At 60.9% G+C, this 20,206-nt stretch carries 11 protein-coding genes and 1 pseudogene; 8 read left to right on the top strand and 4 right to left on the bottom strand.

Translation table 11 applies throughout. The annotated features are described in order from the left end of the window. The first annotated feature begins 4 nt into the window (after positions 1–4). The 5 genes from gcvP (at position 5) to JFT66_RS12760 (ending at position 6,673) form a co-directional block, all read left to right on the top strand. Positions 5–2,842 (top strand): aminomethyl-transferring glycine dehydrogenase, encoded by a 2,838-nt coding sequence (gene gcvP, locus JFT66_RS12780; RefSeq protein ID WP_198859362.1) that lies wholly within the window; start codon positions 5–7, stop codon positions 2,840–2,842. 96 nt (positions 2,843–2,938) lie between these two features. Next, positions 2,939–4,315, top strand: a complete 1,377-nt coding sequence (locus tag JFT66_RS12775) for an L-serine ammonia-lyase (protein WP_198859361.1) — start codon at positions 2,939–2,941, stop codon at positions 4,313–4,315. 39 nt (positions 4,316–4,354) lie between these two features. Next, the gene (gcvT, locus tag JFT66_RS12770; protein ID WP_153839065.1) at positions 4,355–5,479 is read left to right on the top strand and encodes a glycine cleavage system aminomethyltransferase GcvT; all 1,125 of its coding nucleotides are present in this window, start codon (positions 4,355–4,357) and stop codon (positions 5,477–5,479) included. 394 nt (positions 5,480–5,873) lie between these two features. After that, positions 5,874–6,089: a cold-shock protein gene (locus tag JFT66_RS12765; RefSeq protein WP_198859360.1), complete on the top strand. Its 216-nt coding sequence runs from the start codon at positions 5,874–5,876 to the stop codon at positions 6,087–6,089. A gap of 95 nt (positions 6,090–6,184) precedes the next feature. Then, on the top strand, positions 6,185–6,673 hold the full coding sequence (locus JFT66_RS12760; RefSeq protein ID WP_153839067.1) for an RDD family protein: 489 nt from the start codon (positions 6,185–6,187) through the stop codon (positions 6,671–6,673). Positions 6,674–6,811: 138 nt separating this feature from the next. Here the strand turns inward: JFT66_RS12760 and nadA are convergent, their stop codons facing one another. Beyond that, positions 6,812–7,870 carry a quinolinate synthase NadA gene (gene nadA, locus JFT66_RS12755; RefSeq protein ID WP_034115747.1) on the bottom strand — a complete coding sequence of 353 codons (1,059 nt, stop codon included), beginning with the start codon at positions 7,868–7,870 and terminating at the stop codon, positions 6,812–6,814. A gap of 480 nt (positions 7,871–8,350) precedes the next feature. Between nadA and JFT66_RS12750 the strand changes: the two genes are divergently transcribed. The 3 genes and pseudogenes from JFT66_RS12750 to JFT66_RS30195 form a co-directional block, all read left to right on the top strand. After that, on the top strand, positions 8,351–10,066 hold the full coding sequence (locus tag JFT66_RS12750; protein WP_162524931.1) for a ShlB/FhaC/HecB family hemolysin secretion/activation protein: 1,716 nt from the start codon (positions 8,351–8,353) through the stop codon (positions 10,064–10,066). A 121-nt stretch (positions 10,067–10,187) separates the two neighbouring features. Continuing rightward, positions 10,188–15,143 carry a hemagglutinin repeat-containing protein gene (locus JFT66_RS12745; RefSeq protein WP_198859359.1) on the top strand — a complete coding sequence of 1,652 codons (4,956 nt, stop codon included), beginning with the start codon at positions 10,188–10,190 and terminating at the stop codon, positions 15,141–15,143. Between the two features lie 32 nt (positions 15,144–15,175). Further along, positions 15,176–15,262: pseudogene (locus tag JFT66_RS30195) on the top strand (outer membrane lipoprotein carrier protein LolA); the annotation flags it as partial. Positions 15,263–15,287: 25 nt separating this feature from the next. Here JFT66_RS30195 and JFT66_RS12740 read toward each other — a convergent pair. From JFT66_RS12740 to JFT66_RS12730, 3 genes are read right to left on the bottom strand one after another with little or no spacing between them, the layout of a single operon-like run. Then, positions 15,288–15,755 (bottom strand): SRPBCC family protein, encoded by a 468-nt coding sequence (locus tag JFT66_RS12740; RefSeq protein ID WP_153872483.1) that lies wholly within the window; start codon positions 15,753–15,755, stop codon positions 15,288–15,290. A 19-nt stretch (positions 15,756–15,774) separates the two neighbouring features. Further along, positions 15,775–19,251: an amino acid adenylation domain-containing protein gene (locus tag JFT66_RS12735; RefSeq protein ID WP_198859358.1), complete on the bottom strand. Its 3,477-nt coding sequence runs from the start codon at positions 19,249–19,251 to the stop codon at positions 15,775–15,777. Between the two features lie 12 nt (positions 19,252–19,263). Continuing rightward, positions 19,264–20,193: a diiron oxygenase gene (locus tag JFT66_RS12730; RefSeq protein ID WP_034115751.1), complete on the bottom strand. Its 930-nt coding sequence runs from the start codon at positions 20,191–20,193 to the stop codon at positions 19,264–19,266. Positions 20,194–20,206 lie beyond the last annotated feature (13 nt).

Below are 20,206 nucleotides of genomic sequence, written 5' to 3'. Positions count from 1 at the left end.
CGCCATGACCGTTAATCTCACGACCGCCAACGAATTCATCGCCCGCCACATCGGCCCACGCCAGGAAGACGAGCAGCAAATGCTCGCCAGCCTGGGTTTTGATTCCCTGGAAGCCCTGAGCGCCAGCGTGATCCCGGAAAGCATCAAGGGCACCAGCGTGCTCGGCCTGGAAGACGGCCTGAGCGAAGCCGAGGCCCTGGCCAAGATCAAGGCCATCGCCGGCAACAACCAACTGTTCAAGACCTACATCGGCCAGGGCTACTACAACTGCCACACACCCTCACCGATCCTGCGCAACCTCCTGGAAAACCCGGCCTGGTACACCGCTTACACGCCGTACCAGCCTGAGATTTCCCAAGGCCGCCTGGAAGCACTGCTGAATTTCCAGACCCTGATCAGCGACCTCACCGGCCTGCCGATTGCCAACGCTTCCCTACTCGATGAAGCCACCGCCGCTGCCGAAGCCATGACTTTCTGCAAGCGCCTGAGCAAGAACAAGGGCAGCAACGCCTTCTTCGCTTCGGTGCACAGCCATCCGCAAACCCTCGACGTACTGCGCACCCGTGCCGAGCCGCTGGGCATCGACGTGGTGGTCGGCGATGAGCGCGAACTGACCGACGTCAGCGCGTTCTTCGGCGCCCTGCTGCAATACCCGGCGAGCAACGGTGACGTGTTCGACTACCGCGAACTGACCGAGCGCTTCCACGCCGCCAACGCCCTGGTGGCCGTGGCTGCTGACCTGCTGGCCCTGACCCTGCTGACGCCACCGGGTGAGTTCGGTGCCGACGTCGCCATCGGCAGCGCGCAACGCTTCGGCGTGCCGCTGGGCTTTGGCGGCCCGCACGCGGCGTACTTCTCCACCAAGGATGCGTTCAAGCGCGACATGCCTGGGCGCCTGGTCGGTGTTTCGGTCGACCGCTTCGGCAAGCCGGCCCTGCGCCTGGCCATGCAGACCCGCGAGCAACATATCCGCCGCGAGAAAGCCACCAGCAACATCTGCACCGCCCAAGTGCTGTTGGCCAACATCGCCAGCATGTACGCCGTGTACCACGGCCCCAAAGGCCTGACCCAGATCGCCCAGCGCATTCACCAACTGACCGCGATCCTGGCCAAAGGCTTGACCGCCCTGGGCCTGAAGGTCGAGCAGAAAAACTTCTTCGACACGATTACAGTCAACACCGGCGCCAACACCGCCGCCCTGCATGACAAGGCCCGTGCCCAGCGCATCAACCTGCGCGTGGTAGATGCCGAGCGTGTCGGCCTGTCGGTCGACGAAACCACCACCCAGGCCGATATCGAAGCCTTGTGGGCCATCTTCGCCGACGGCAAGGCCCTGCCGACCTTCGCCGCAACCGAAAGCACGCTGCCGAGCGCCTTGCTGCGCCAGTCGGCGATCCTCAGCCACCCGGTGTTCAACCGCTATCACTCCGAAACCGAGCTGATGCGCTACCTGCGCAAGCTGGCTGACAAGGACCTGGCCCTGGACCGCACCATGATCCCGCTGGGCTCGTGCACCATGAAGCTCAACGCCGCCAGCGAAATGATCCCGGTGACCTGGGCCGAATTCGGCGCCCTGCACCCGTTCGCGCCAGCCGCACAAAGCGCCGGCTACCTGCAACTGACCACCGAACTGGAAGCCATGCTCTGCGCGGCCACCGGTTACGACGCGATCTCCTTGCAGCCGAACGCCGGTTCCCAGGGTGAATACGCAGGCCTCTTGGCCATCCGTGCCTATCACCAGAGCCGTGGCGAAGAACGTCGCGACATCTGCCTGATCCCGTCGTCGGCCCACGGCACCAACCCGGCGACCGCCAACATGGCCGGCATGCGCGTGGTGGTGACCGCTTGCGATTCGCGTGGCAACGTCGATATCGAAGACCTGCGCGCCAAAGCCATCGAACACCGCGAGCACCTCGCCGCGCTGATGATCACCTACCCGTCCACCCACGGTGTATTCGAGGAAGGCATCCGCGAAATCTGCGCGATCATTCACGACAACGGCGGCCAGGTGTACATCGACGGCGCCAACATGAACGCGATGGTCGGCCTCTGCGCACCGGGCAAGTTCGGCGGCGACGTATCCCACCTGAACCTGCACAAGACCTTCTGCATCCCCCACGGCGGTGGCGGCCCGGGCGTTGGCCCGATTGGCGTCAAGTCCCACCTCACGCCATTCCTGCCCGGCCACGCGGCCATGGAACGCAAGGAAGGCGCGGTGTGTGCGGCACCGTTCGGCAGCGCGAGCATTCTGCCGATCACCTGGATGTACATCAGCATGATGGGCGGCGCCGGCCTCAAGCGCGCTTCGCAGTTGGCGATCCTCAACGCCAACTACATTTCCCGTCGCCTGGAAGAGCACTACCCAGTCCTCTACACCGGCAGCAACGGCCTGGTGGCGCATGAATGCATCCTCGACCTGCGCCCGTTGAAAGACAGCAGCGGCATCAGCGTGGATGACGTGGCCAAGCGCCTGATCGACTTCGGTTTCCATGCGCCGACCATGTCCTTCCCGGTGGCCGGCACCTTGATGATCGAGCCGACCGAAAGTGAATCCAAGGAAGAACTGGACCGCTTCTGCGACGCCATGATCGCCATCCGCGAAGAGATCCGCGCGGTGGAAAACGGCACATTGGACAAGGACGACAACCCACTCAAGAACGCGCCGCACACCGCTGCTGAATTGGTAGGTGAGTGGTCGCACCCCTACAGCCGTGAACAAGCGGTGTACCCGGTTGCGTCGCTGATCGAAGGCAAATACTGGCCGCCGGTTGGCCGGGTCGACAACGTGTTTGGCGATCGCAACCTGGTGTGTGCGTGCCCTACAATCGAGAGCTACGCGTAACCTGAGGCTGAAATCAATCAAATGTGGGAGGGGGCTTGCTCCCTCCCACACTGACCGAGTGCACCCGATACATAATAAGAAACCGGAGAACAACTCATGTCTTTAAGCGTGTTCGACCTGTTCAAGATTGGCATCGGCCCCTCCAGTTCCCACACTGTCGGCCCGATGCGTGCGGCGGCTCGATTCGTCGAGGGCCTCAAGCGTGACAACCTGCTGAGCGCCGCCACCGGCATCAAGGTGGAACTCTATGGATCGCTGGGTGCTACCGGCAAAGGCCACGGCAGCGACAAGGCCGTGCTGCTGGGCCTGGAAGGCGAACACCCGGACACCGTGAATACCGAAACCGTCGCTGCACGCCTGGCGCAGATGCGCAGTGACGGGCGCCTCAACCTGCTCGGCGAACACAGCATCGCGTTCAACGAGAAAGAACACCTGGCGATGATTCGCAAACCCCTGGCCTATCATCCCAACGGCATGATTTTCCGTGCCTTCGACGCCGCCAATATCCAGATCCGCAGCCGTGAGTACTACTCGGTGGGCGGCGGTTTTGTGGTGGATGAAGACGCGGCTGGCGCCGACCGGATCGTCGAAGACGCTACGCCCCTGACCTTCCCGTTCAAACACGCCAAGGACTTGCTTGGCCATTGCACCACCTATGGGCTGTCTATCAGCCAAGTGATGCTGACTAATGAAAGCGCCTGGCGCCCGGAAGCGGAAACCCGCGCCGGCCTGCTGAAAATCTGGCAGGTCATGCAGGACTGCGTGGATGCCGGCTGTCGCAACGAAGGCATCCTGCCCGGAGGCTTGAAGGTCAAGCGCCGGGCGGCGGCGTTGCACAGGCAGTTGTGCAAGAACCCTGAGTCTGCACTGCGTGACCCGCTGTCGGTGTTGGACTGGGTCAACCTCTATGCGCTGGCGGTCAACGAAGAAAATGCCAACGGCGGCCGGGTGGTCACCGCGCCCACCAACGGTGCGGCAGGTATCGTGCCGGCGGTGCTGCATTACTACATGCGCTTTATCCCCGGCGCGAACGAAGACGGCGTGGTGCGCTTCCTGCTCACCGCCGCCGCCATCGGCATCTTGTACAAGGAAAACGCCTCGATCTCCGGCGCCGAAGTCGGCTGCCAGGGCGAGGTCGGCGTGGCCTGTTCCATGGCCGCAGGCGCCTTGTGCGAAGTGCTGGGCGGCAGCGTATCCCAAGTGGAAAACGCCGCCGAGATCGGCATGGAACACAACCTCGGCCTGACCTGCGACCCGATTGGCGGGTTGGTACAGGTGCCGTGCATCGAGCGCAATGCCATGGGCTCGGTGAAGGCGATCAATGCGGTACGCATGGCCTTGCGCGGTGACGGGCAGCACTTTGTATCCCTCGACAAGGTCATCCGCACCATGCGCCAGACCGGCGCCGACATGAAAAGCAAATACAAGGAAACCGCCCGTGGCGGTTTGGCGGTCAACATTATCGAGTGCTGACGCCTACAAGCGCGCCGGCACGTTTTTCAGGAGCTGAATATGTCCACCGAAACCCTGTTGAAAACCCCATTGCACGCCCTGCACCTCGAACTGGGCGCACGCATGGTGCCCTTCGCCGGCTACGACATGCCGGTGCAGTACCCGCTGGGCGTGATGAAGGAACACCTGCACACCCGTGAGCAGGCCGGGCTGTTCGATGTGTCCCACATGGGCCAGATCCGCCTGACCGGCGCCAATGCCGCCAAGGCCCTGGAAACCCTGGTGCCGGTCGACATCATCGACCTGCCGGTGGGCATGCAGCGCTACGCAATGTTCACCAACGAGCAAGGCGGTATCCTCGACGACCTGATGGTCGCCAACCTGGGCAACGACGAACTGTTCCTGGTGGTCAACGCCGCCTGCAAAGACCAGGACCTGGCACACCTGCGCCAACATATCGGCGACCAATGCACCATCGAGCCGCTGTTCGAAGAACGCGCCCTGCTGGCCCTGCAAGGCCCGGCAGCGGTGAAGGTACTGGCGCGCCTGGCGCCGCAAGTGTCCAAGATGACCTTCATGCAATTTGCCACCCTGCGCCTGCTGGGCGTGGACTGCTACGTCAGCCGCTCCGGCTATACCGGTGAAGACGGTTTTGAAATCTCGGTACCGGCAGCCAACGCCGAAAGCCTGGCCCGTAGCCTGCTGGCAGAAACCGAAGTACAAGCCATTGGCCTGGGCGCTCGCGACTCCCTGCGCCTGGAAGCCGGCCTGTGCCTGTACGGCCATGATATGAACGCCGACACCACGCCTATCGAAGCCAGCCTGTTGTGGGCCATTTCCAAGGCCCGTCGCGCTGACGGCGCACGCGCTGGCGGCTTCCCGGGTGCCGACCGGATTTTCACCCAGCAGCAAGCCGGGGTCAGCCGCAAGCGCGTGGGCTTGTTGCCCCAGGAACGTACCCCGGTGCGTGAAGGTGCCGAAATCGTCGACGAACACGGCACGGTGATCGGTAGCGTGTGCAGCGGCGGCTTTGGCCCGACCTTGGGCGGCCCGCTGGCAATGGGTTACCTGGACAGCGCATTTGTCACACTGGATACCGAAGTCTCAGCGCTGGTACGTGGGAAAAAGGTGCCATTACGTGTAAGTAAAATGCCATTCGTACCGCAACGTTACTATCGTGGTTGAGTTACTGTTTCTATAAGTAACGCGGTTGCGTTAACGCGCACTAATCTGTAACGCAACCGCCATAAAACAGTGCATTGTCGATAGTCTTTTCTATTGGAAAGTTTCTATAACAAGTGAACATCTCTATCGAATAAGCCACGCCCACCGACATTCAACAAAGTGTCATGACCCCAGCAAAACCTGGGGTTTTGTCAGGGCTTGTGTTTTTCATCTTAGTTGGCGTAGAGTTTGCCCACTGTGTTTGCATGGGTCGCTTGGAACCTGGACCTGGGCAGTAGCTGAAGTAGTTGTGCTACAACCCGTTCGACGTCTCTTACTTTCCTGCAACCCAGCCCAGTACTCTTTCATGTGAAAGGGGCTGTCATTAATTTCAAGCGTCAAAGGAAAGAAGAAAATGGCTGAACGTCAGAGCGGTCTCGTCAAGTGGTTTAACGACGAAAAAGGGTTTGGTTTTATCACGCCAGAAAGCGGCCCGGATCTGTTTGTGCATTTCCGCGCTATCCAGGGCAACGGCTTCAAGAGCCTGAAAGAAGGCCAGAAAGTGACCTTCGTGGCTGTTCAAGGCCAGAAAGGCATGCAGGCTGACGAAGTACAAGCAGAGAACTCCTGATCCTTCCTGCGACAAAAAGCCCCTGATATGACATCAGGGGCTTTTTTATGGGCGTTTGTCCGTAAAATGCTGCTTTTCCTCCAGAGAGCCCTGCCATGTCCAAGCACCTGCTAAGCCCCCAAGGCCAATACCCCGCCGTTGGCCTGGGCCGTCGCCTGGCAGCGATGTTCTACGACTTTCTGTTGTGCACGGCCCTGCTGATCGTCACAGCATTTGCCTACAAGCTGGTGTGGATCGCCTTCGTGGGCGAAGCGAAAATGCGCACGCTCACCGAGTCCGGTGCGCTGGACGGTGACCCGTTGCTGTCGACGATCCTGTTGTTTGTGCTGTTCGGTTTCTTTGCCAAATTCTGGACCCATTCCGGGCAAACCCTGGGCATGCAGGTGTGGGGCGTGCGTGTGCAGAACGCCGACGGTTCGCGCATCAGCCTGTGGCAGGCGCTGTTGCGTTTTGTGGTGTCGATTGCGTCGTGGTTGTGCGTGGGGCTGGGTTTTTTCTGGTCGTTGTTCGATAAACAGAAACGCAGCTGGCATGACATCTATTCGGACACGCAGTTGGTACGGATCCCGAAGCAAAAGAAGTAACGCCCTGCCAAGTGGAGATCAAAAATGTGGGAGGGGGCTTGCTCCCGATGGCGGTGGGTCAGCCACAGATGTATTACTGACACGCCCTCATCGGGAGCAAGTCCCCTCCCGCATTTTGAAAATGTGTTCACACCTGGGTTATGCGTTGCCGGCCAGTTTGAGGCGCGCAGCCTGGGTGAAGTCCAACATCCGCTTGAGCGGCCGCACAGCCTGCGGAATCACCGACGGCTCGACGAAGATCTCGTTACTGCCCTCACGCAGACACTGCAACGTACGCTCCAGCGTATTCATCGCCATCCACGGGCAGTGCGCGCAACTGCGGCATGCCGCGCCGTTACCGGCGGTAGGGGCTTCAATGAAGACCTTGTCCGGGCACAACTGCTGCATCTTGTAGAAAATGCCGCGGTCAGTCGCAACGATAAAGGTCTTGTTCGGCAAGCGCTGCGCCGCGGCAATCAACTGGCTGGTGGAACCCACCGCGTCGGCCAGTTCGATGACCGAGGTCGGCGACTCCGGATGCACCAGGATTGCAGCGTCCGGGTACAGCGCCTTCATGTCTTCCAGCTGTTTGGACTTGAACTCTTCGTGGACGATGCAGGCTCCGTCCCACAGCAGCATGTCGGCGCCGGTCTGGCGCTGGATGTAGGTGCCCAGGTGTTTGTCCGGACCCCAGATAATGGTCTCGCCGTTGTCCATCAGGCTTTCGACGATTTCCAGTGCGCAACTGGAGGTCACCACCCAGTCCGCCCGGGCTTTGACCGCCGCCGACGTGTTGGCATACACCACCACGGTGCGCTCGGGGTGTTGGTCACAGAACGCGGAAAACTCATCCACCGGGCAACCCAGGTCCAGGGAGCACGTGGCTTCCAGGGTCGGCATGAGGATGCGTTTTTCGGGGGTGAGGATCTTGGCAGTCTCGCCCATGAACCGCACACCGGCCACCAGTACGGTCTTGGCCGGGTGAGCGGCGCCGAAGCGGGCCATTTCCAGTGAGTCGGAAACACAGCCACCGGTTTCTTCGGCCAGGGCCTGAATCACTGGGTCGCAATAGAAGTGGGCAACCAGCACCGCATCCTGAGCTTTGAGCTCGGCGGCGATGGCGGTACGCAGGCTCGCCTCTTCGGCGGCGCTAAGCACCTTGGGCTGCTTGGCGTCGAGGTGGGCTTGAACCAGTAGGCGTTCGGAAATTTGCGTCATGTTCGCAAGACCTGCAGGCGCAGTAGCGCGAAAGTCGAGTGTACCACCGGCTCTGGAGCCCTTCGGGCGCCGCCGGATGAAGTGTTGGTATTCATCAAGCACGGGTAAAAGTGAGGCTGCGCAAGGCTACAGAATATCGAATGGATTCAAAAGCCAAATCTGGTGTGCCTGGACGCGCCTGCTGGGTGAATCACCACCACTATAAACACAATGATTAAGCGCTTTAAATGCAACAATCAAAAAACATCTGCATCCCCCTCACCCCCTAAAATACGACACATGAGCTTACCACTCACGCATCACGCACCTATTTTGTGCGTTTTTTCCCTAAATAACGTGGTATTCCTCACGTTTTGTGCAATAAATCCCCCGCCCGTGTAACAAACCGTTTAATGATGACTCCAGTGTGGCAATACCCCTGGGCTGACGGTTTGGCCCAGGAAGCAAAGATCGTGTGTATTTCTACGTTAAGGATGTCGAGTGCCAAATCAGCCCTCAACCGGTCACCTGTGTTGTCTCCAGAAACTGGGCATCACCTTGCTCTGCCTGTGTGCGCTGCCAGTCGCTGCCGCAGACGGGCCTCAGCCAGGCCAGGAAGCATTGCGCTTGCAACAGCAACAGCAGCGCGACTTGCAGCAATTACAACTGGAGCAACGCCAGCGCCAGATGCAACGTGGCAGTTTCGGTACGCAACCGGTCACCCCAGCCTTGCCGAAGGACATCGCCCAAGATGAACGCTGCTGGCCGCTAAATGGCACGCGCCTGGCCGGGGTCACGCTGTTCAACCGTACCGAGCTGAACAAACGCATCGAGCCCTATGTGGCGCCTTGCATGGGCGTCACCCAGATCAACCGCCTGCTGGCGCAGATCACCCAGCTGTACGTCGAGGCCGGTTACATCGCCAGCCGGCCGTACCTGATCAGTGCACCGGCCGCCGGCCAACCGTTGGATATTCACGTCGAAGAAGGCTACCTCGAAGCCATTGAGCTGGCTGACCAGAGCCTGCCCGTGTCTTTAGGCGGGGCGTTTCCCGGGATGCTCGGCAAGCCGCTGAACCTGCGCGACCTGGAACAGGGCCTTGACCAGCTCAACCGCCTGCGCTCGGTCGACCTCACCGCCGATATCGCCCCCGGCAGCGAAGCCGGCGCCTCGCGCATCATTCTGCGCTCGCGCAGCAGTGCCTCGCGCTGGGCCCTGGGGCTTGGGGTGGATAACCTCGGCAGCGCCGGCACCGGGCGCGATCGCCATGCCATCAGCTTGAGCCTGGACAGCCCGCTGCAGCTTAACGATTCACTCAACCTGAGCTTCAGCGACACGCTCAACCATGGGCCGCGCTACAGCCGCAGCCACAGCCTGTTCTATTCCATCCCCTACGGCTACTGGACCTACAGCCTGTTCGCCAGCCATGCCGAATACCGCTCGCCGTTCAAGCTCAGCCGCACGACGCTTTACAACAGCGGCCGCACCGATCAAGTCAGCCTGCGCAGCGACCGGGTATTGTGGCGCGACCAGGGCCATCAACTGAGCGCCAACCTGCAACTGGCCTACAAGGACGTCGACAGTTACCTGCAAAAGGCCCGCCTGAACATCCAGAGCCCGACGCTGACAGTCGCCGAAGCCGGCCTGAACCTGTTCTGGCTCAACAGCGCGGTGTGGAACCTGGACGTCAATTACGCCCAGGGCCTGACCTGGTTCGGCGCAGATCGCGATGCCGGCCAGGTGCAAAAAACCCGGCCCCAGGCACAGTTCCACAAGTACCGCGCCAACCTCACCCAATGGCGCAACGGCCAATGGGCGGCACAACCGTGGCAGTGGCAGAGCCAGTTGTCGGTGCAATACAGCCCGGACGCCCTGCCCGCCATCGAACAACTGTTGGTCACCGACGACTCGGCGGTGCGCGGCTACCGCGAAAACAGCAGCTCCGGCGCGATGGGCGCGGTGTGGCGCAATACCCTGCGCCTGCCGCTAAACAGCGACTTACCGGTGAAGATCACCCCGCGCCTGGGCCTGGACAACGGCTGGGTCAAGCGCGAACACGGCGCCCAGAGCCAACGCCTGAGCGGCGCCAGCGCGGGGCTCAACCTGAGCTGGAAGAACGTGCAGCTCGACTTCGATTACCAACGCAACCTCAACACACCCTCAGGTTTTCGCCAGGAGCCGGAGGTCTGGCTGACACGCCTGAGCTTACAGATATAAGCCTGCAACTATGAACCAACACCTGTTTTAGCCTGAGTTAACCGCCGTACCTGAACCACCACAGCAGCGTTGCAACGAACAACGCACGTCGCGGATCAGCCAACACAGAGCGATATTATTTATGCCGACTATTCCCCACAGCTTTCACCTTTCTCCCCAGGGCAAACTGCGCTGGGCCATTGCCAGCCTATTCCTGTTGCCGCAGCTTGTGCTCGCCGCAGGCGTGACCGTCGCCGAAGGGCCTAGCGGCACGCCGCAACTGCAAAACCAGGGGGGGGTGCCGATCGTCAACATCGTCGCGCCGAATGCCGGCGGCCTGTCCCATAACCAGTTTCTGGACTACAACGTCGACCGCCAGGGCCTGGTGTTGAACAACGCCTTGCAGGCCGACGTCTCCAAGCTCGCCGGGCAACTGGCGGCCAACCCGCAGTTCCAGGGCCAGGCGGCGAGCGTGATCCTCAACGAAGTGATCAGTCGCAACGCCTCGGCCCTCAACGGCGCCCAGGAGATTTTCGGCCAGGCTGCCGATTATGTGCTGGCCAACCCCAACGGCATTTCGGTGAATGGCGGCAGTTTCATCAACACCCCGAATGCCAACCTGGTAGTGGGCCGCCCTGAGCTCAACGACGGCAAACTGCAAGCCTTGAGCACCCGCGATGCCAACGGCCAACTGACGGTGCAAGGCCAGGGCCTGCAAAACCGCGAGGGTTCCATCAACCTGATCGCGCCGCGCATCGACAGCGACGGTCGCGTCAGTGCCCGTGATCAATTGAACCTCACGGTCGGCCGCAACCAGGTCGACTTCGCCAGCGGCCAAGTCAGCCAGGTAGACCCTGCCAGCAAGACCCAGGACCAGCGCATCGACGCACGCCTGTTCGGAGCGATGCTGGCCGGGCGCATCAATATCATCAGCACTGCCGAAGGCGCCGGTGTGCGCGTGGGCGGCGTGCAGGTGCAAGGCACTGACGGCGTGAAGATCAGTTCGGCCGGCGACCTCGATATCAGCGGCCAGGTCCACGCCAACAGCCTCGACGCCACCCGCGCCGGCGTGCAGAGCCGCCAAGGTGACGTCGACTTGCACAGTGCCAAGGACCTGAACCTGGCCGCCACCGACGTCAGCGGGCGCAACGTCAAACTCGATGCCAGCCGCAACCTGACCCTCAGCAGCCTGGAAAGCCGCAAGCTCCAGGAAAAACGCGAACAGTGGAACAACAGCAACTTCCTGTTCACCTACGAAACCTACGACCGCACCACGACCGACAAGGACTCGCGCCAGCACGGCAACCAGGTTGTCGCGCAACAAGATGCCGCGCTGTCGTCCGGCGCCAAGACCGAGATCAAAGCCAGTCACGTGGAGGCGGGCAACGCCTTGCGCGTCAACAGCGGCGCCGACCTGCAGGTAAACGCCGCCACCGAAACCCATGAAACCCGCGACCAGGGCAACCATCGCAAGCACCTGTGGAAAGCCAACTGGGACAAGTCCAGCAGCGAACAACGCAGCATCACCAGCAGCCTCAAGGCCGGCAACACGCTGGAGCTGACCAGCAAGCAAAAACTGCAATTGCAAGGCGCCGAACTGAAATCCCCAGGCGACATCCAGTTGGCTGGCCGCCAAGTGGAAATCGCCAGCGCCAGCCGTACCCAGAGCAGCAGCGACAACGCCTACTCCGGTGACCTGACAGGTGGCAGCTTCTTCGGCAAGAACGGCGACGGCAACCAAGGCAAGACCTTGAACACCGGCAGCAAGGTCAACGCCGACGGCAAGCTGATCGTCAAGGCTGACGACGTGCGCATCAGCGGCAGCCAGGCTCGAGGTGGCAAACAGGCCAGCGTCATCAGCGACAAAGGTTCACTGGTGATCGACGGCGTGCAGGACACCTCCCACGACAACCGCTACAGCAACGACAGCAAGTTCTTCGGCATCTCCAAGGATGAAAGCCGCAAGAACCTCAAGGACAGCACCGTTGTCGCCAGCAACCTGCGCTCGGACAGCAACCTCAAGCTGCAAAGCGCCAAGGACATCACCGTCAGCGGCTCGCAGGTGTCTGCCGCCGGCGAACTGCAGGCGGATGCCAAAGGCGATATCAAGGTGGTTGCGGCTGAAAACACCCGCCATGACACCACTAGCACGCATACCCGTGGCTTCGACGGCTACGCCAAGGAAACCGCCGACGTCAGCCGTCAGTACCGTGCGGGCGTGAGCTATGAAGACCAGCAGCAAACCCGCAAGACCGACACCACCCGGCAGCAGGCTTCCGGCCTTGAAGGCGGCAGTGTGGTGGTCAACGCCGGTGGCGATGTGAGCATCAAGGGTTCCAACGTCAAGGCAACCCAGGGTGATGCCAGCTTGAGCGGCAAGAATGTCGAGCTGTTGGCGGCCGACGACAGCAGTACCCAAGCCGTCGACAAGACCACCACCGGCGGTAGCTTCTACTACACCGGCGGCCTTGATCGAGCTGGCAACGGTGTGCAACTCAGCCACCAGAGCAGCCAGGACACCAGCAGCAAAACTACCGCGCACACCAGCACCGTGGCAGCGGCCGGCAAGCTGACCATCAACGCCGGCAACACCCTCACCAGCCAGGGCGCGCAGGTAAAGGCTGGCTCCGAGTTGCTGGTCAATGCAGGCCAGATCGACAACCAGGCAGCCCATTCCACCGAGACCAGCACCCATAAGGAAAACGGCTGGACCGCCGATGTCGGCGCCAATGTGGAATACAAAGGCATCACCCGCCCGATCGAAAAAGCCGTCGAAGGCGTGGCCCAGGCCAAATTCCATCAGCCGGGCCTGCTGGACGCGTTCGAGCAGCCCAATGTCGGGCTGGATGTGGAAGTCGGGCATACCAACAAGACCCGCACACAACAGGACAGCACGGCGGTGGTCAGCCAGTTCAGTGGTGCCACGGTGCAGGTCGATAGCGCCGGCAAGTTGCAGGATGAAGGCACTCAATACCGGGCCACCGATGGCGGGTTGAAGATCAGTGCTGGCGAGCATATCGCCACGGCCGCCGCCAATACCCACAGCAGCAGTGAGCAAGGCGTGGACGCCAAAGTCGGCGTGCGGGTCTACACCACTACCGGTGAAGACGTGAACGTACGCGGCAGCGGTGCAGGCGGTAGCAGCGATGTACGCGAATCCACCAGCACGGCGGTAGTCGGCAGCTACGCGGGCACTCAAGGCGTGAACATCGAGACCAAGGGCGATGCGCGTTACGAAGGTAGCCAGTTCAATGGCGGCCAGGCGAGCGTCAATCTCAAGGCTGGTGGTGAGTTGGCGCTCAACCAGGCCAACGACACACAAAGCAAAAACAGCAGTACCTTGCGCGGCAACGCGTCATTGACTGTGGGCACCGCACCGGGCGCCAATGGCACCAACGTCAACCTCGGGGCCGGCGTGCAACTGGATAACAAACGCCTGGACACTCAGGACAGCCAGGCCCGCGTCGCGACGATTCAGGGCAGCGGGCCGATCCAGCTCAGCAGCGGCGGCGACATGACCCTGCAAGGCACCCAGATCGGCACCGCCAGCGCCAAGACCGGCGATATCAGCCTCAATGCTGGCGGCAAGCTCGACCTGCAAGCCGCCACCGACAGCCACGTCAGCAACGGTAGCAACCTGGGCGGCGGCCTGACTGCCGGCGCCGGCAAGACCAGCAGTGCCGAAAGCAGCAGCAAGACCGGCAGCCTCAGTGCCAATTTCAACATCGGCAAAGTGGCGGAAAATGACCAGGGCGTTGTGGTCGGGCAGTTGCACAGCAACGGTAAGGTCAGCCTCACCAGCGGCGCCAATGCAGCCGATGCCGTTCACCTGCAAGGTACCCAAGTCACGGCTGCCAGCGTCAGTCTCGACGCGCAGAACGGCGGCATCCTGCAAGAGTCCGCGCAGTCGACCCAGGCCCATGACAGCTGGGGCGTAACCCTGGGCGCAGGCGGCAGCGGCGGCAAGACCACTTTGGCCGATGCCGGTGAGCACGACACACCCAAGACCCAGCACGGCATCAATGCGCGGGCCAAGGTCGACGTGGATCACCTGCAAGGCACCACCCAGCATGACAGCCTGATCAAGGCCGACAACGTGGTCATCAACAGTGCCGGCGATACTCATCTGGCGGGCGCACGCATCGACGCCAAGCAGGTGACCGGCAAGGTTGGCGGCGACCTCGTTGTCGAGAGCCGCAAGGACCAGGTCAACAGCACCCAGGTCAATGTCGATGCCAGGCTGGATGTCGAGAAAAACCAGCCAGGCGTGGTCGATAAACTCGCCAAGACCACCGGCCCGCTCAAAGACACAGTAAAAGCCAAGGCCGAAGGCGCGTTCGACAAGCATCGCGACAAGCTGGAGAACGTCGTCGACAAAGGCACCGGGCACCTGGCCTCGGCCAAAGACAAGGTGGTCAACAGCGCCGTCAACGCCAAGGAGCGCCTGGAGGAAAAATTCACCCGCAGCGGTAGCTACGACGTGAATCCCGAGCCCCGTGGCGCCTTTGGCACCCGCGTGGACAAGGCCAAAACCTACCTGGCAGAGAAGAAGGAGGCCCTCGGCACGCGCTTGTCAGGCTTCAAGGATAAGGTCTGGCCAAAAACCAGCGACAGCTATGTCGTCAGCGGCAAAAACACCACCGGCAGTTCGGTGGCCAATACCGCCGAAAGCGTGTTGTTCGGTGACAAGAGCGGCAACACCAACTACACCCCGACCCTGTATCTGGATGTCAGCCATGTGGCCAAGGACAGCGTCACCCAGGCCTCAGGCATTCGCGGCAGCCAAGGCGTCAACCTGCAGGTGAGTGGTGATACGCGCCTCACGGGTGCGCGAATCAGCGCCGAGCATGGCAAGGTCGACCTGGGGGGCTCCAAGGTGACCGCCACGACACTGGCCGGCAGCGACTATCGTGCCGATGTCGGGCTGAACGTATCGAAATCACCGGTCAACCTGGCACTGGGGGCCAAGGACGAACTGACCCAGAAACAGGACGACGCCACGCGCAAGGATCAAGCCTTCAACCTGGGACTGCTGCGAGCGGGTGGGCACAGTGAGAGCCAGGCCTTGCAGGCGGGGATTGATCAGGGCATTAACTAAAGGGTAATGCCCACCCCTCTGTAGGAGCGAGCTTGCTCGCGAAGAACGTTAACGATGACGCTGGCATGCTTGGAGTACGCGGCGCCCTCAGGTTTTTCGCGAGCAAGCTCGCTCCTACACAGGCATTGCAGCCTGCGCGTTAGGTCAGTTGAAGAGCGCCTGTACGTTCTTCATTGCATCATCGGCAAAGCCTTGCAGGAATGCCTCGAACGCCGGCACGTCTTCCTTGCCGCCGGTGTAGGGCTGGCCAATGATGGTCCAGGTCGCCAGGCTCCGGTTCTCGCCTTGGGGAACGACTTCCATCACGGCCCACAGGTTGCCGATATTCAGTGAGGTGTAAATCAGTGACCACGTCATGTTCATGGCTTGGTCGTCATGGGTATTGAGTTGCTCAATCACCACATTGCCATCCTTGAACAGTTTCTTGCGTACCGAACGTATGCCCTCGCCGGTCATTTCGATATGGGACAACGCAGGAATAAACTTCGCGAAACCGGCGAAATCTCCGACGATCTTCCACACGCTGCGGGCATCGCCATTCACGGTCACGCTGGCGACAACAGGGTTGCCCACGGGGTTGCGGACCAGGGTATCGGGTTCAAAATGTGGCATGAGAAAGCTCCTTTTTTGTTCAGATAAAATCGATTTGCTTGAGGTAGTCACAGCCTTTTTGCAGCAGCGCACTGTTCTTGGCCGGGTAGTCTTCACCCATGCTCTGGATGCCTGAGAGCGCATTGCGGTACTCGATCATCGAGATATCGCCGATGTCTTCTTCAAACCCATTGAGGTAGAACCCGACCACGCCGAACAGCGCGTTATCACTGTCGATGGCCGACAGGCGTTGCTGCCATTGCGTCACCGGGACCATCTGGAAATCGTGACCGGCCGCGCGGAACGCCTCCAGATAGTGGGCCCAGGTCAAAGGCAGCGGGTTGTGCAAGTTGAACACCGCCTTGGCGCGGTTATGGCGGCTGGCGTGAAACGCAATAAAGCGGGCAAGAAAGTCCACCGGCATCAGGTCGAAGTTGAGCGCCAGTTCGGGCACTTCCTTAAGCTGCAAGGAGCCTTTGAGCATCAACATCAAACGGTTCTGATGTGGCTGGCACACGCCGGTACGCGTATTGAAGGCAATGTTTCCCGGGCGGTAGAGGTTGACCCAGACGCCCGACTCACTGGCGTTCCACAAGATGCGCTCAGCCACCCACTTGGAAAGGTTGTAACCATTGCGAATGTAGATCGGCGGCGTGAATGCCGGCGGCTCTTCCAACACCCGGCCCTGTTCATCCACCGTGCTTGACGCAGACAGAGTGGAAATGAAGTTGAAAATCTTCTTGCTGCGCCCTTCACACAGTTGCAGACATTCCAGCACTGGCGTGACGTTGTCCTTGACTAGCGACTCGTAGTCGAGCACGTGGTTGACGTTGGCCGCGTTATAGATCAACACGCCGTATTCACGGTCCAGCCATTCATAGTCATGCTCGGATAAACCCAGGCGCGGCTTGCTGATATCGGCCGCCAGTACCTTTACCCGGCTCAGGTCCAAATGCTCGAGGCGGTTCTGGATCAGCGCATCCTCGAACCGCTGCTGGGCAGTCATCCCGCCCGACTCGCGCACCAGGCAAGCCACTTCAGTGCTGCCCAGTTCCAGCAGTGCCTCGACAATATGCACGCCCAGAAACCCATTGGAACCGGTCACGATGACCTTGTGTATGTTGCCCAGCCGACTGATGGGCAGCACATCCAGCTCAGGTCGCAGCATCGCGTCTTGCAGTGCCTGGGGGCTGACCGTTGCAGTGGCCTCGACGTCCTGGTCTATCAGGTTGGCGAGGTTGACCAAGGTCGGTTGCTCAATAAAGCGGTTGATCGACACCCCTTTGCCGAACGCCTCGCGAATCCCCATGAGCATCTGCGACAACAGGATCGAATGGCCGCCCAGGTTAAAGAAACTGTCGTCCACGGAAATGTCCGGCCCGGGCAAGTCGAGCAGCTTGGACCACAGGTCCAGCAACTGCGCCTGGGTGGCATTTTGGGGGGCCAGGCGTGGTCCTTGGGTCTTGTAGTTGACCGGCAAGTCTTTCAAGGCTTTGCGGTCGACCTTGCCATTGGCCGTGGCCGGCAACCGCTCCAGCAGGCAATAGGCGCTTGGCCGCATGTAGTCGGGCAAATGCTTGAGCGCGTAAGCCTGCAACTGTTCACTGGCCGCTTGGCCCTCGCCACTTTGAGGCTGGGAGAAAAACGCCAGGATGCGGCGCTGGTGATCGATGACCACCGCCAGTTGCCGGAACAACTGACTCGATTGCAGCAGGTGTTCGATTTCTTCTGGCTCGACCCGAAAGCCGCGAATCTTCACCTGGTTATCCAGGCGCCCGATAATCTGGATACCCTCCTGGGTCCACCGCGCCAGGTCGCCGGTACGGTAGAGGCGTACAAGCTGGCCGTCGGGCAATTCGTGCAGCCGATATCGCTCGGCAGTCATTTGCACAGCGCCCAGGTAGCCGGCCCCCACCCCTGGCCCTTCAATGTGGATCTCACCGCTGTCGCTTTCGCCAACCGGTTGGCCGTGCTCATCGAGCAGGTGGATTGAGGTATTGGCAATCGGCACACCCAGGTTGCGATTGTTGTCCCCCGGCTGGAAGGTGCGGCAGGTGGCGAGCACCGTGGTCTCGGTGGGCCCGTAGATGTTGTGCAGGGCACAGTGGCCCACCAGTTGTTCGATCACATGGGGCTCGCACACATCGCCGCCCGTTACCAGATGCTGCATGCCGTAGAGCGATTCGAGCTGGATGATGCTGAGCAGGGCCGGCGGCAAAAAGGCGTGGGTGACGTGCTCCTGCTGGATCAACTCGGCAAGCGCCACCGGATCGCGGCGCTGGTCTTCGGTCGGCACGATCAACTCGCCGCCCTCGATAAGCGTCGGGAAGATATCCAGCAACGAAGCATCGAAATTGATGGTCGAGAACTGCAAGGCACGGCTGGTGTGGCCCAGTTCCACATAGCGTGAATACCACGCACAGAAGTGGCTCAAGTTATCGACCGTCAGCAGCACGCCCTTGGGTTGCCCGGTGGTGCCCGAGGTGTAGATCGCCACGCAGGGCGCCGAACCCGCCAATGTAACGCGCAGCAGACTCTGGTCCGGTGCCAGGGCTACCCGGCTATAACCCTTGGCACCATGGTGGAAGAAATCCAGATGGCCGATATCGAGGGTGGCCAGGCCCGGTAGCGGGTTACCCGCCTCCGTATCCTGGATCAGCAAGCTGGCGCCGGCATGCTTGAGGATGGCCGCGCGACGTTCGACAGGATGGCTCGGGTCCAACGGCAGATACACAGCACCGCAGCCAATCACCGCGAGGATCGCTGCATACAGCGCCGTGCCCTTGGGCAATGAGATGCCGACCACCACCAGCCCACCCGCGGACACTTCAAGCAATGGCTGCAAGCGTTCCTGAATCGCCACGCTGTAGGCGTGCAGTTGGGCGTAGGACATACCCCGCCCTTGTACTTTCAGGGCGTTGCGCTCGGCATTGGCCAGCAGGCTGTCGGCCAGGCGTTGTACAAAGGGGCGTTTGGCCTCTTCCAGAATCCCGGCATTGGCGGTCGCATTGTGACGATGACGCCACGCCAGACGGTCCACCAGGGTCAGGCTCGACAGCCGGTCAATCGCCTGCACCGGCTCACGCGGTACATCAAGGTAGTCGACGCTGCGCGAAAAACGGCCGATGTGCACACTGGCCATTTCTACCACTTGCGCTACAGCTTCGCGTGCCAGGTCAGCACCGTTGCCCGCAGCGTTGGCGCAGACGTCACGATGCCCCAGCAGCATCCAGTCGCCATCGCCAGGTCGCCACAGGCAATCGACCTGCACGGGCGCAAAGACATCGCTGGCATCGCCGGACTGCGCCCGCAAAGACAGGTGGTGACACGACGGATAATGCGGGAGTTGCGCCGTGCTGGCGTCGTCTATCAGCAAGTCCGGCGCCGGTAACCGGCAAAGCTCAATGGCGTTATCACTGGTTAACAAATGGGCCGTATGCCCCATCTGTTCCAGCTCTTGCGTAAGGCAGGCGAGCGCATGGCTGCGCCCGCACAGAACGATATCAAGATGTCTCATTGAAGGTGTCCTCTAGCGCAGATAATCGGCGAGCGCTTCCTGCATGCAGGGAGCGTCGAGCAAGGCGCTGTGTTTGAAGAATCGGACGATGTTGCCTACCAGTGGGTGAGACGGCGTGATCGGAAAACTCATGCCTTCGACCTCCTCACGCAACGCCGCCTTGACGCCGGGGCTCACGGGCAGTTGCTCGATCAGCGCGAAATCAAACCCCTGCTGGATCTCGTTGGTCAGGTACTCACCCAGGAACACCGGCATGATCGAGGCCAGGGCACGCTTGTCCTCCTCACTCGCGGTACTCCAGTAAATACGCGTCAACTTGGCCCAGAAACCGGAGTGTCGACCCTCGTCAGCCAGGTGGTCTGCCATCAAGCCCTTGACCGATGCCTTGACCGAGTCGTCGCGGGCAAAGGCCGCGACATCGTTGGTCAGGGTGTTTTCCGCGATGGCGACACAGATCAGCTCGACCGCCGCCTTGAGGTGGTCGGGCGCCATGGCCAATGCCTTGGGAATCGACCGACTGAGTTCGATTTCCGCCGGCAAGCTGATGGGTTGGATTCCGGTCAGCTCGATGGTCTGTTGCATGTAGTCCATCGCCACCAGCGCGTGATAGTCCTCATCGACCACCACGGTCATCGCGTCATATCGACAGGCAAACGGGAAGCGGATGGCGAAGTTATCTTTCGCAATGCTCCTGGCGGTTTTGTCGACAATTTCCGTTTCGAAAATCACTACATCATTAATGAACTTGTACAAGCTTTGAACGAGCACAAAATGTTGTAAGTGAGCACACTCCCGCATAAAGGTCGCGCCCATTACCAGCGGCTGGCGACTGATCGGGAATATTAACTTCCCATCATCTTCCAGACGCCGCCTGGGACGCGTGCGAATGGTCGCCCGCTCCTCCCACGCCTCGGAAAATGATTGATATTCTTCAGCTCTCATGAAGCGTTCCCTT

Origin of the sequence: Pseudomonas sp. MF6755 (genome assembly GCF_016405635.1) — a bacterium.
GTDB classification, from domain to species: Bacteria; Pseudomonadota; Gammaproteobacteria; order Pseudomonadales; family Pseudomonadaceae; genus Aquipseudomonas; species Aquipseudomonas haemolytica.
Note: the sequence above shows the minus strand (reverse complement) of the source record. Positions and strands in the feature narration are given on the sequence as shown.

Bases quoted from the DNA above. Each gene is read 5' to 3' on its own strand.
- gcvP (WP_198859362.1), top strand. From the start codon at position 5: ATGACCGTTAATCTCACGACCGCCAACGAATTCATCGCCCGCCACATC.
- JFT66_RS12775 (WP_198859361.1), top strand. From the start codon at position 2,939: ATGTCTTTAAGCGTGTTCGACCTGTTCAAGATTGGCATCGGCCCCTCC.
- gcvT (WP_153839065.1), top strand. From the start codon at position 4,355: ATGTCCACCGAAACCCTGTTGAAAACCCCATTGCACGCCCTGCACCTC.
- JFT66_RS12765 (WP_198859360.1), top strand. From the start codon at position 5,874: ATGGCTGAACGTCAGAGCGGTCTCGTCAAGTGGTTTAACGACGAAAAA.
- JFT66_RS12760 (WP_153839067.1), top strand. From the start codon at position 6,185: ATGTCCAAGCACCTGCTAAGCCCCCAAGGCCAATACCCCGCCGTTGGC.
- nadA (WP_034115747.1), bottom strand. From the start codon at position 7,870: ATGACGCAAATTTCCGAACGCCTACTGGTTCAAGCCCACCTCGACGCC.
- JFT66_RS12745 (WP_198859359.1), top strand. From the start codon at position 10,188: ATGCCGACTATTCCCCACAGCTTTCACCTTTCTCCCCAGGGCAAACTG.
- JFT66_RS12740 (WP_153872483.1), bottom strand. From the start codon at position 15,755: ATGCCACATTTTGAACCCGATACCCTGGTCCGCAACCCCGTGGGCAAC.
- JFT66_RS12735 (WP_198859358.1), bottom strand. From the start codon at position 19,251: ATGAGACATCTTGATATCGTTCTGTGCGGGCGCAGCCATGCGCTCGCC.
- JFT66_RS12730 (WP_034115751.1), bottom strand. From the start codon at position 20,193: ATGAGAGCTGAAGAATATCAATCATTTTCCGAGGCGTGGGAGGAGCGG.